The 11,554-nt window shown below is 65.9% G+C and carries 10 protein-coding genes and 1 pseudogene; 7 read left to right on the forward strand and 4 right to left on the reverse strand.

What is annotated here, in order from left to right; all coding sequences use genetic code 11:
- Positions 1-144: 144 nt before the first annotated feature.
- A complete protein-coding gene (locus JAO82_RS12260) occupies positions 145-1,296 on the forward strand; it encodes a UDP-galactopyranose/dTDP-fucopyranose mutase family protein (protein ID WP_198686673.1) in 1,152 nt (383 codons plus the stop codon).
- A 123-nt stretch (positions 1,297-1,419) separates the two neighbouring features.
- Positions 1,420-2,370: a hypothetical protein gene (locus JAO82_RS12265; protein WP_198686674.1), complete on the forward strand. Its 951-nt coding sequence runs from the start codon at positions 1,420-1,422 to the stop codon at positions 2,368-2,370.
- 103 nt (positions 2,371-2,473) lie between these two features.
- Here JAO82_RS12265 and bluB read toward each other — a convergent pair whose 3' ends face one another.
- Positions 2,474-3,136 (reverse strand): 5,6-dimethylbenzimidazole synthase, encoded by a 663-nt coding sequence (gene bluB, locus JAO82_RS12270; protein ID WP_198686675.1) that lies wholly within the window; start codon positions 3,134-3,136, stop codon positions 2,474-2,476.
- A gap of 287 nt (positions 3,137-3,423) precedes the next feature.
- Here bluB and JAO82_RS12275 point away from each other — a divergent pair, with 287 nt between their 5' ends.
- Complete coding sequence (locus JAO82_RS12275) at positions 3,424-4,845, forward strand: mannose-1-phosphate guanylyltransferase/mannose-6-phosphate isomerase (RefSeq protein ID WP_198686676.1); 1,422 nt, start codon at positions 3,424-3,426, stop codon at positions 4,843-4,845.
- An 18-nt stretch (positions 4,846-4,863) separates the two neighbouring features.
- On the opposite strand, the gene JAO82_RS12280 is transcribed toward JAO82_RS12275, so the two are convergent.
- The 3 genes from JAO82_RS12280 to JAO82_RS12290 are packed head-to-tail and all read right to left on the reverse strand — an operon-like array spanning position 4,864 to position 6,630.
- Positions 4,864-5,187 (reverse strand): hypothetical protein, encoded by a 324-nt coding sequence (locus JAO82_RS12280; protein WP_198686677.1) that lies wholly within the window; start codon positions 5,185-5,187, stop codon positions 4,864-4,866.
- Positions 5,184-5,504, reverse strand: a complete 321-nt coding sequence (locus tag JAO82_RS12285; protein ID WP_198686678.1) for a hypothetical protein — start codon at positions 5,502-5,504, stop codon at positions 5,184-5,186. The genes JAO82_RS12280 and JAO82_RS12285 overlap by 4 nt, the downstream gene beginning before the upstream one ends.
- A gap of 10 nt (positions 5,505-5,514) precedes the next feature.
- A complete protein-coding gene (locus JAO82_RS12290; RefSeq protein ID WP_198686679.1) occupies positions 5,515-6,630 on the reverse strand; it encodes a DUF2793 domain-containing protein in 1,116 nt (371 codons plus the stop codon).
- Positions 6,631-6,864: 234 nt separating this feature from the next.
- Here JAO82_RS12290 and JAO82_RS12295 point away from each other — a divergent pair, with 234 nt between their 5' ends.
- The 4 genes and pseudogenes from JAO82_RS12295 to JAO82_RS12310 form a co-directional block, all read left to right on the forward strand.
- Positions 6,865-9,321: a calcium-binding protein gene (locus JAO82_RS12295; RefSeq protein WP_198686680.1), complete on the forward strand. Its 2,457-nt coding sequence runs from the start codon at positions 6,865-6,867 to the stop codon at positions 9,319-9,321.
- Between the two features lie 267 nt (positions 9,322-9,588).
- A complete protein-coding gene (locus tag JAO82_RS12300; RefSeq protein ID WP_198686681.1) occupies positions 9,589-10,563 on the forward strand; it encodes an ABC transporter substrate-binding protein in 975 nt (324 codons plus the stop codon).
- A 50-nt stretch (positions 10,564-10,613) separates the two neighbouring features.
- Positions 10,614-11,210, forward strand: a complete 597-nt coding sequence (locus JAO82_RS12305) for a glycine betaine ABC transporter substrate-binding protein (RefSeq protein ID WP_198686682.1) — start codon at positions 10,614-10,616, stop codon at positions 11,208-11,210.
- Positions 11,211-11,316: 106 nt separating this feature from the next.
- Positions 11,317-11,554 (forward strand): annotated as a pseudogene (locus tag JAO82_RS12310) (glycine/betaine ABC transporter permease); the annotation flags it as partial.

Consider the following 11,554-nt stretch of genomic DNA (forward strand, 5'->3'; position numbering starts at 1 on the left):
CCTGTATCCATCTAGGGGTCGTGCTATCACTAGGTGATTGCGCAGCTCAATGCAATCGCTAAGGTTGTGCTCATCGAACCGCGAGACGGGGTTCATATGCAAGGCAAGGCAAGGCAAGGCTTGGGTGCCTTGGAAAGGAATGCAATGGGCAGATATCTGATGGTGGGCGCGGGCCTGTCCGGGGCGGTGATCGGGCGGCATCTGGCCGAGTCCGGCCACGCGGTTACCGTGGTGGATGCACGGGACCATATCGGCGGCAATTGCCACACCGAACGCGACCGCGACACCGGGGTGATGGTCCATGTCTATGGCCCGCATATCTTTCACACCGACGACGCGGAGGTCTGGGACTATGTCAATGGCCATGCGACGTTTCTGCCCTACAAGAACCGGGTCAAGACCACCGCCCGCGGCGAGGTGTTTTCGCTCCCCGTCAATCTGCACACGATCAACCAGTTCTTCCGCACCACCATGCGCCCCGACGAGGCCCGCGCTTTCATCACCACGCAACAGGCCGATACCAGCATAACCGCGCCGCGGACCTTCGAGGAACAGGCGCTGCGCTTTGTCGGCCGCGAGCTTTATGAGGCGTTCTTCAAGGGCTATACGATGAAGCAATGGGGCTGCCACCCCTCGGAACTGCCGGCCGCGATCCTGAAACGGCTGCCGCTGCGCTTCAACTATGACGACAATTATTTCTTCCACCGCTTTCAGGGCATGCCCGAACAGGGCTATACGGCGATGATCGCAAATATTCTCGACCATCCGCGCATTACAGTGCGGCTCAAGACGGTGTTCGATGCCGCCGAGGCGGGCGCATGGGAACATGTGTTCTGGTCCGGGCCGCTGGATGGCTGGTTCGGCTATGATCTGGGGCGGCTGGGCTATCGCACGCTGGATTTCGAGCGGTTCACCCATGCCGGCGATTACCAGGGCTGCGCGGTGATGAATTACGGCGCGACGGATATTCCCTATACCCGCATCACCGAGCACAAGCATTTCGCACCCTGGGAGGACCACGAAGGCTCGGTCTGCTACCGCGAATTCTCGCGCGCCGCCGCGCCCGGCGACATCCCCTATTACCCGATCCGCCAGGTCGCGGAGAAGGCGCTGCTGCAGGCCTATGTCACCCGCGCCGAAGCGACGCGCGGGGTCACCTTTGTGGGGCGTCTGGGCACCTATCGCTATCTCGACATGGATGTGACGATCCGCGAGGCGCTGGACAGCGCGCGCGGCTTTCTGGCCTGTCTGGCGCGCGGCGCGGCCCCGCCGGCCTTCTTCCAGCCGCCGCTGTAAGGCTTGCGGCGGCGCCCGAAAGCCTCAACCGCGGGGAAATGTGGACTTTCCGCACAACGCTGGCATGGTGGCACTGGGTGAGTCGTCAAGGCCGGGCGCGCGGCGGGAAGGGGATCTGGTGCCATGAGCGATCGCAGGCCGGATGCCGGCCCATATGGTCAGAGCAGCAAGGGCGGCGTGGATAGGCGGGCCTTCTGGCAGGGGGGCGCAGCGGCGGCGCTTCTGGGCCTGAGCGGGCCGGGCGCGGCCCGGGCATCCGCAGCGCGGCCGTTTTCGATCCGGGTGATTCACTCGGGCCACTCGCTGACCGACCCCATCGTGCCGGTGCTGGATATGATGGTGGCCGCCGCCGGCCAGCACAGGGCACGGGGCCGGGTCATGGCCCGGTCGACGATCCCCGGCAGCCCGATGGACTGGCGCTGGGAACATCGCAATGAATACCTGCCAGATGCGCGCCATGACATCGCCGCTTATGATCTGCTGGTGCTCACCGAGCGGGCTCCCCTGTCGGGGACGGTGCCATGGCACGATTCAGAAAACATGGCCCGGCGCTGGTTCCGCCATGCCTGGCAAGCCGGCAAACAGGGCGCCGGTGCCGAGACCATGCTCTACGCCACCTGGGTGAATACCGACAGCGGGCCGGATTTCGCGAACCCCCACAAGGATCCGGAAGGGCATCTGAGCTTTCGCCAGCGTCTGCCGCTGGAGATGGCGCGCTGGCAGGGCATTGCCGATCACGTCAACAGCAACCGCCCGCCGGGGGCGCCGCCGATGCGGGTCATTCCCGGCCCGCTCATCATGGCCGCGGTCTATGACGCCATAGCGGCCGGAACGGCCCCGGGGCTCGCACGGATCGAGGATCTGTTCGCGGATACGATCCATGTGAACGCGCAAGGGGCCTATCTGATCGCATTGGCGCATCTGGCGGTGATCTACGGCTATGACCCGCGCGATCTGCCGGATGGGCTGGCCCGCCTTGAGGTGCCGGCCCCGGCCACCGCCGCCTGGATGAAACACCTGGTCCATGCGGTGCTGCGCGGTTACGGCGACGCCGGCTATCAAGGGGCCGGATAAGCGGCCGCGGGCCGCAAGAGGGGGGCAAGAGGTCAGCTTGCCGGGGGGCTGTGCCGCGCCGACCCCGATGGCGCGCCCGCCGGTGAGGCCGGCCGCATCTTGCTCAGGGGCGGGGCGGTTTTTCGCGCGGGGCGAGCCGCAGCCAGGCGCTTTCGGCATTCTCCTGCCAGCCGGTGCGGTGCAGCAGCGGCAGGTCGTCGCGGAACTCGGGATAGCCGATGCAGAGCCAGGCGGCAAAGCGCCAGTCGGCGGGCATGCCGAGCAGGGTCTCGACCCGTTCGGGATCGAGGATCGAGACCATCCCCAGCCCCAGATTCTGCGCCCGCGCCGCCAGCCAGATGCTGAAGATCGCCATCGCCACCGATTGCTGCAGGGTTTCGGACATGGTCCGGCGGCCAAGGCCGTGCCCGCGCGCGGGATCGGCGATGCAGAACACCGCCAGTTGCACCGGCGCGTTTTCCATCCCTTCCAGTTTCAATTGCCCATAGGCGGTGCGGCGTTCGCCCCGATAGCGCGCTGCCGCCGCGCTGTTGCAGTCGCGGAACACCTCCCGCACTTGCTGGCGCAGCGCCGGATCATCGACCTGGACCACCCGCCAGGGTCTGGCATTGCCGACCGAAGGGGCCAACGCCATCGCCTCGCGCAGCCGGGCCAGCGCCGCCTCGGGCACCGGATCGGGGCGGAAATGGCGCACATCGCGGCGCCAGCGCAGCAGGCGCAGCAGGGCGCTGAGGTCTTCATCGGCGAAATGCGCCGGGTTCGGCATGGGGTGGCTCCTTTCTGCGGGGCAACAGGGCAGGTGGACAACAGTGGATTTTACAGACACCGGCAATCTGGCAGGATAGAACCGGAGAGGGGAGTTTCAGAGGCGGCATCGCTTGCGTCTGGGGCGGGGCATCTGCTCCATGCTGGCATATGGGACGCATTTGGGAAATAGATTTGCAAAGATGAACATACTGACGGGACAAAGAAGGGGGCGGTTATGACATATTGGCCAGAAACGCGAATGCTGGGGCGCGGCGGGCAGCAACCGGGTGGGCCGGGGGCGCTGGTATGATCACACCGGTTCTGCTGTGCGGTGGGTCCGGCACAAGGCTCTGGCCGCTGTCGCGCAAGAGCTATCCCAAGCAGTTTGCCGCCCTGATCGGCGACAGCACGCTGTTTCAGGCCAGTGCCGCGCGGTTGTCGGGGCCGGGCTTTGCCGCGCCGATGGTGCTGACCAATTCCGATTTTCGCTTCATCGTCACCGAACAACTGGCCGAGGCGGGGATCGACCCGGCCGCGATCCTGATCGAACCCGACGGGCGCAACACCGCGCCCGCGGTGCTGGCCGCAGCGCTGTACCAGGAAAAATCCGACCCCGACGGGCTGCTGCTGGTGGCGCCCTCGGATCATGTGGTGCCGGATGCGCCGGCCTTTCGCGCGGCGGTGCAGGCCGGGGTTGCGGCGGCGCAGAACGGGCAGTTGGTGACCTTCGGCATTCGCCCGACCTATGCGGAAACCGGCTATGGCTATCTGGAACTGGCCGACGCCCCCGGCGCGGGGGCGCCGCGGCCGCTGGCGCTGACCCGATTTGTCGAAAAGCCCGATACCGCCCGCGCCGAAGCGCTGCTGGCGGCGGGCAATTACCTGTGGAACGCTGGCATTTTCCTGTTTTCGGCGCGCGCCATTCTGGCCGCCTTTCGCGCCCATGCCCCGGAGCTGATCGCGCCGGTGCAGGCGGCGGTGGACCAGGGCAAACCCGATCTGGGCTTTCTGCGTCTGGCGCCGGAGCCTTGGGCAAAGGCCGCTGACATCTCGATCGATTATGCGGTGATGGAAAAGGCCGAAAACCTGACGGTGGTGCCCTTTGCCGCGGGCTGGTCGGATCTGGGCGATTGGGATTCAGTCTGGCGCGAGGCCCCGCGCGACGCACGCGGCGTGGCGCTGTCGGGGCCGGCCACGGCGCTGGACTGCGACGACACCTTGCTGCGCAGCGAAGATGACGGGCTGGAACTGGTTGGGCTGGGGCTGAAGAACATCATCGCCGTGGCGATGCCCGATGCGGTGCTGGTGGCCGATATATCCCGTGCGCAGGACGTGAAACAGGCGGTGGCCGCGCTGCAGGCGAAACCGGCCAAACAGGCCGAGAGTTTCCCCAAGGATCACCGCCCCTGGGGCTGGTTCGAGTGCCTGGCGGTGGGCGAGCGGTTTCAGGTCAAGCGCATCGTCGTGCATCCCGGTGCCGCGCTCAGTCTGCAAAGCCATCACCACCGCGCCGAACATTGGATCGTGGTCCAGGGCACCGCCAAGGTGACGGTGGATGACAAGGTGACCTTGGTGACCGAGAACCAGTCGGTCTATGTGCCGCTGGGGGCGGTGCACCGGATGGAAAACCCCGGCAAGCTGCCGATGGTGCTGATCGAGGTGCAGACCGGCAGCTATCTGGGCGAGGATGACATCATCCGCTACGAAGATGTCTATGCCCGCGAGTGACCCCTGACCCGGAGGGGGTCAGAACCGGGCCGCCAGTTCCGTGACCGGGGCGCCGGGGGCCGGCCAGGCGGCATCGGCGGTGAAATCCGCCTGCCCGTCTGCGTCCAGTTCGCCGGCGCGGGCCCGCATCGCGTCGCGCCAGGCCAGGCTGGCGCGGTATGCGGCCTTGTCGGCGCGGTGCAACCGGCCGGCCGCCGCATCCGCGGCCAGGTTAAGCTGTGCGGTCTGGTCCAGCAGCGCCAGGATCCGGCGGCGGCATTCCGCATTGATGGCGGCGCGCCGTGCCGCTTGGTTCTGATCGGCGATCGCCGTGGCCGGGAGGATCTCCAGGGAAAAGCTCATGTCGGTACCTCGGTCCTGCGCGCGACCGGAACGCTGATCCGGCCCTGAGTAATGTCGATGACAATCGGTTGTGATCCCTGATCGGGGCGCGCTGCGGTGCTGTCATAGCCCCAGATTATTGCCGCATGGATCAGACCATCGGCCCGGCGGATCGTCCCGACAAAGGGATGATCGCCCTGCGGTGTGGCGCACCCGCCCTCGGGCACCGCAGAGAGATCGTATTCTGTGCCATTCACCCTCAGGATGTCGCCCGTCACATGGGCGGTGGTGTCGGGGTCGCCGGGGCGGCCGGCGCTCAGATGCAGTGTCAGTTTCATGATGTCCTCCTCAGAACCAGCGGCCCACGGCGGTCAGATATCCCAGCGCGTCGGCAGCGTCGGCACTGTCGGACAGGCGCATGGCCCGCACCGCCGGAACCTGGGAATTGGAGGGCGTGCCGATGGTGCCCACGGTGAAGCGATCCTCGATGATGGCGGTGTCCACGCGGGTCTGGTTGCTGACCACGGGCGGGGCAGAAAACAGCGCTGGAAAGGTCCAGATATTGTTGTCTGCGGTATGGTATGGCTGTGTCGTCGTGCCGTTGCCGCGCCCGGTGATCGACCCGAGGTCCAGCACCTGCCAGCAGATCTGGGTGCCGTCGGCCCATCTTGTGTAACTGCCGCCGGCATTGCTGCCCTGCTCGATCACCGCCCCGGTGGGCAGGCCGCCCGATTGCGCCACCGCCCCCAGCAGATTGCCCGGCCCATAGCCGTAATCGGCCCGCATCAGCCGCCCCGGGGTGATATCGGCGGCAGCGGCCTGCACCGCCGCGCCGCCGGCCAGCCCGCTGGTCGCATCAAGGCGCAGCGCCTCGGTCCAGCTGGTGCCATCGGGCGAGACCTTGATCGAGAAATCAATCTCCCCCGCCAGCCCGATCTCGGCATGGCCGCTCCAGTCCGACTGGAACAGCAGCGCGGCGGTGTCGCCGGCGGTGGCCTTGTTCACCTTGAGCTGGTGCCCCGCGCCCTCGTGGCTGAGCAAGGTCGCCGGTGCGCTGACCGCAAGCCGGTTCACCATATCGGCCCCGGTGTTCACCCCGACCCCCGGCAGGTTGTCGTGCCCGCCGCTCGCGGCGCGCCAGATGTTGCCATCGAACAGGCGCAATTCCTGCTCGGCGATGCCCCAGGCGCGCCAGCCGGGCAGCGGATCCAGAAAGCTCCAGCCATCATCGAGAAAGGCGGCGATCTTGCCGCCCTGGCCGGCCCAGACCCCGCCCGGGCTGGCCCCCAGAACATGGAGCTCGCCCTCTTGCGGCAGGTCGGGCGGGGTCTCGGCGGCAAAGCCCGCGACGCGCATCTGCACCAGCAGGTCGAGCCGTTGCAGGGCTTCGTTATGGGTCACGTGTTTCTGCGCCTGGGCCGCCTGCAGATAGGGCAGTGCAAGGATCGGCGAGCTGTCCGGCATCGGGACCTCCTGTGCCAATGGGTTCGGGCGTCACCCTGCGCTGTGGAACATGAACCCGGCGCTACTCCGGCGCGCGCGCGGTTCATGGTTTGTCAACCTGTGGGGACACTCGCGGGGATTTGAGTCAAGCTTTCGGCAAACGCCCTGCCTTTGCCCGATTTCGGCATCTTTTCGGCCATTGGAGGGCGCGATCCTGCGTTTTGCGACGAATTTTCTCATGGGGTGGGGACCACCATGAAGCTGACTCTGACCGGCCGCCTGACCACCGGACAGGACGGGCTGGATGTGGATCTGCGCGACATGCGCATCCTGCAAACCGGTGCCGGCAGCTTGCTTTATGCGGCGACCGGGCAGAATGGCGGGCTCAGCGCCTGGCGTCTGGACCGGGGCGGCGCGCTGGCGGAACTGGCCGGGACCACCTGGTTCAGCGTTTCGGGGATGGCCATGGGGGCAATGCAGGCGGTCACCCTGTACGGGGGCGATCATCTGATCCTGCCCGGCGCTGGCAACAGCGACCTGCTGGGCTATGGGCTGGAACCGGACGGGAGCATCGGCGCGCTGACCGCGATCGTGAAGGGGGCGGGGGGGCAAAACGCGGCGCTGACCAGCACCGCGCGCGAGGATGGCGCGATGGTGCTTTATCTGGCCGATGACGCCACCGGCCGGATCGCTGCGCATGTGATCGAACCCGGCGGTGCGACACGCAGTTTTGACGCTGGCGGGGCTGGCGCGGATCCCGGCGCGGCGATCCTGTCGGGAGCGGTCAGCCTGCACAGCGTGTCTGTCGGGACCCAGAACTGGCTGCTGGCGGCCGATGCCGGCACGCAGGGGGTCAGCAGCTTTCGCATTCTGACCGGGGGCTTGCTGGAGGCCACGGCTCGGCTGGGTGCCGCCGACGGTCTGGGTGTGGCGCAGCCCACGGCGCTGTGCACCGTTGCCGCCCATGGGCAGAACTGGGGGATCCTGGCCGCCGCGGGCAGTTCTTCGCTGTCGGTGCTGCGGGTCGGGGCCGATGGCAGCCTCAGCGCCACCGACCACCTGATCGACACGCTGGACACGCGGTTCGGCGCGGTGCAGGCGCTTGAGGTGGTCACGGTGAAGGACCATGTGCTGGTGCTGGCGGGGGGCGGCGATGACGGGCTGGCGCTGTTCACCCTGTTGCCCGACGGGCAATTGATCCACCTGCACAGCCTGGCCCACGAGATCGGGCGCGGGCTGCACAATGTCACCGCGATCCGTGCCGCCCAGGTCGGGGAAGCCCTGCAGATCTTCGTCGCCGCGCAGGGCGCTGCGGGGCTGTCGCAATTCACGCTGCCACTGGCCGCTTTGGGCGCGGTGATCCGCAATGCCGGCCCCGGAAATGCGCTTTTGCAGGGCACGGCGGGCAGCGATCTGATCCTGGGGGGAGATGGCGAGGATCGGCTATCGGGCGGGGCGGGCGATGATGTGCTGGTCTCGGGACCGGGGGGCGGGGTGCTGATCGGCGGGGCCGGGCGCGATCTTTTCGTGCTGCGCCCGACCGCGGGCACCTTGCACATCACCGATTACCAGCCAGGGTTGGACCGGCTGGATCTCAGCCTGTTTCCGATGCTGCGCAGCCCGGCGCAGATCACCGTCAAGACCACGGCGACCGGTGCCGAATTGATCCTGTATGACAGCCGCATCCGCATCGACAGTTGGAACGGCGCCCCGCTCGGTGCGGAAGATTTCTGGACCACCGCCCGTCTTGGCACACCCGACCGTCTGCAGGTGCCGCCCTTCGACACCGGCGACCCGACCGGAGAGCCCGGCAGCGAGGAGCCGCCGGAGGGCGAACCGGAAAACGTCGTGATCCATGGTGGCCCCGGGGACGATCTGTTGAGCGGCGGGTCGGGGCATGACGCGCTCTATGGCGGGCCGGGCCATGACATCTTGTATGGCGGCGCGGGCGATGACCAGCTCTATGGCGGGCCGGGGGATGACCTGTTGTTCGGGGGGCCGGGCAATGACCATCTTTATGGTGGCGCCGGCAATGACCGGCTCTATGGCGGTTTCGGAGAGGACCAACTCTATGGTGGGCCGGGGGATGATCTCTTGTTCGGGGGGCCGGGTGCGGATCGGCTTTATGGGGGATTGGGCCATGACCGACTTTATGGCGGGGCGGGCGATGATCGGCTCTATGGCGGTTTCGGAGAGGACCAACTCTATGGTGGGCCGGGGGATGATCTGTTGTTCGGGGGGCCGGGTGCGGATCGGCTTTATGGGGGGTCGGGCAATGACCGTCTTTATGGTGGCGCCGGCAATGACCGGCTTCATGGCGGTCCGGGCGATGATATATTATATGGCGGTGCCGGGCAGGATCATCTCTATGGTGGTCCGGGGGATGATCTCATGTTCGGGGGTCCGGGCAATGACAGGTTATATGGTGGCGCCGGCAATGACCGGCTTTACGGCGGACCCGGAGACGATATCCTGACTGGCGGACCGGGGCGCGATGTTTTCGTCTTTCACGCCGATCACGGGCATGACCGCATCACCGATTTCGTTTCGGGTACTGACCGGATTCACCTGTTTCTGGGAGCTTCCGGGGGGGACGGTCTGGGGTTTACCACAAGGGGTGATGATCTGGTGATCGATACCGGAACCGGGACGATCACCCTGACCGGGCTGGGGCCGGACGGTGTTGTGGCGGATGATTTCCTGTTTCTCTGAACTGCCGACATCCTGACGGAGGGCTTTCTACCGGCTGATGATTTTTTCGCTTTTGGGTTGCGTATCTGCGACAGCAAGTTAGGTTCCTCGCCCAAAGTAACAACCTAGGGGGTTCGTCATCTTCTTGTTTTGCAATCGCATAAGCCCGGCCCGGGGCCGCCCTGCTGCGGTCGTCAAGATGGATGCAGCCTGCCTAGTGCTGTCCCGATCCCGCCTTGTAACCCTGCGCCGGTCGGGTTGATTTCAGACCACAGAGGAGAAGACAATATGAAACGTTACCTGTGCAGCGCCGTTCTGGCTGCCGCCATCGTTCCGGCCTCAGCCGCCTTTGCCGCCGAAGAATGCGGCGAAGTCTCGATTGCCGAAATGAACTGGGCCAGCGCGGGCATCGTCGTCGCGGTGTCGAATTTCCTGCTGGAACAGGGTTATGGCTGCGATGTGACCATCGTGCCCTCGGACACGACACCCGCGGTCACGTCGCTGTCGGAAAACAACGAACCTGACATCGTGCCGGAGCTCTGGCCCAACTCGGCCAGCGATGCCTATGAAAAGCTCAAGCAAGACGGGCGTATCGTGGAACTGACCAGTGTGCTGGATCCCGGCGGGGTCGAGGGCTGGTGGATTCCGACCTATCTGGCCGAGGCCCATCCCGAACTGACCACGATCGAGGGCGTTCTGGAAAATCCCGACCTGGTCGGTGGCATGTTCAACAACTGCCCCGATGGCTGGGGCTGCCGCACCGTCAGCGACAACCTGTTGCGGGCCTTTGATGTCGAAGGCGCCGGGATCGAGGTCTTCAACCACGGCTCGGGCGAGACATTGGCGACCTCGATGGCCGCGGCCTATCAGAACCAGGAGCCGTGGTTTGGCTATTACTGGGCCCCGACCACGCCGCTGGGCAAGTTCGACATGACCAGCATTGATCTGGGCGACTATGACGAAGCGGCGCATCTGGCGAACCAGAACCCGGACAATCCCGACCCGCAGCCCTCGGCCTTTCCCAATGCGCCGGTGCTGACCGTGATGACCAAGGATTTCGCCGAGAACCATCCCGAGATCGCGGAGCTGATGTCGAATGTCACCTTCGAGACCGACACGATGAGCCAGCTGCTGGCCTGGCAGGATGAGAACAACGCCACCAACGAAGAGGCGGCGGTGCATTTTCTGACCAACAACGCGGGCGTCTGGGCCGACTGGCTGAATGACGCGGCCCGCGAGAAGCTCTCCAAACTGTTGCAGTAAGCGGCCATTTCGCGGGGTGCTGGCCCGATCCGGATGCCGGCGCCCCGCCTTTGCAAGATCATGAAAAACAGGACCTACCTGATGAGACGCACGATATTGGGGGCAACCGGTTCCACAACACGCCCTTGGGCTGGACCAGCCGGATCATGAACACCAACAACGGCCGCGCCCTAGGGCTTGAAGCGGCGGAGATCGTCACCTTCGAACATGGTTCTGCCGAAACGCTGAACGCCTCGCTCGCCGCGGCCTATGGGGCCGGCGATCCCTGGTTCGGTTATTACAGGGCGCCGACCGAGGTCATGGGCAAATATGACAGGACCGAGGTGCGCTTTGCCGAGCTCGACCTAGCGGTGAACGCCGCCAATATGGCAGAGGACCGCCCCGACCCCCAGGCCAGTGCTTATCCGCCCGGCAAGGTGCTGACCGTCGCCACCCGCGATTTCGTCGACCGCGAACCCGAAATCGCCGCGCTGATGTCAAAGCTGCATTGCAATACCGACGAGATGAGCGCGCTGCTGGCCTGGAAGGAAGCGCACAACGCCACCAATGAGGAAGCTGCGGTTCATTTCCTGCAAAACAACCCTGAACAATGGGCCGACTGGCTGAATGACGAAGCGCGCGGGCGTCTGGTCAAGCTGCTGCAATAGAAAAACCCGTCCCGGACATGCTGGGCCGGGGATGGCAAGGGACGGCGCTGCCGTCTGGATGAACGCGTGAATAGACAGGGCGAAATCAGCCCGGAAAAGGGAACGCATGGCGACTTACGATTTCATATTTGACCGCTTGGGTCTGCGCGACTGGTGCGGGGGCGGAGCCGAGTCCGGCGCCACGGACAAGCCCCTGTCGATGGCCGAGCTGATGGCCCAGGCCCAGGGCGAAGAGGTGCAGGTCGCGCTTTGGGACACGCCCTTTCCCTCGCTGGATGCGCTGCACGACGCCTGTGCGGCGATCCCGCAATCGCGGGCTCTGACCCGCGGGCTGGAAGAGGGGT

The organism is Pontibaca salina, assembly GCF_016307205.1.
In the GTDB taxonomy this organism is placed as follows: Bacteria; Pseudomonadota; Alphaproteobacteria; order Rhodobacterales; family Rhodobacteraceae; genus Pontibaca; species Pontibaca salina.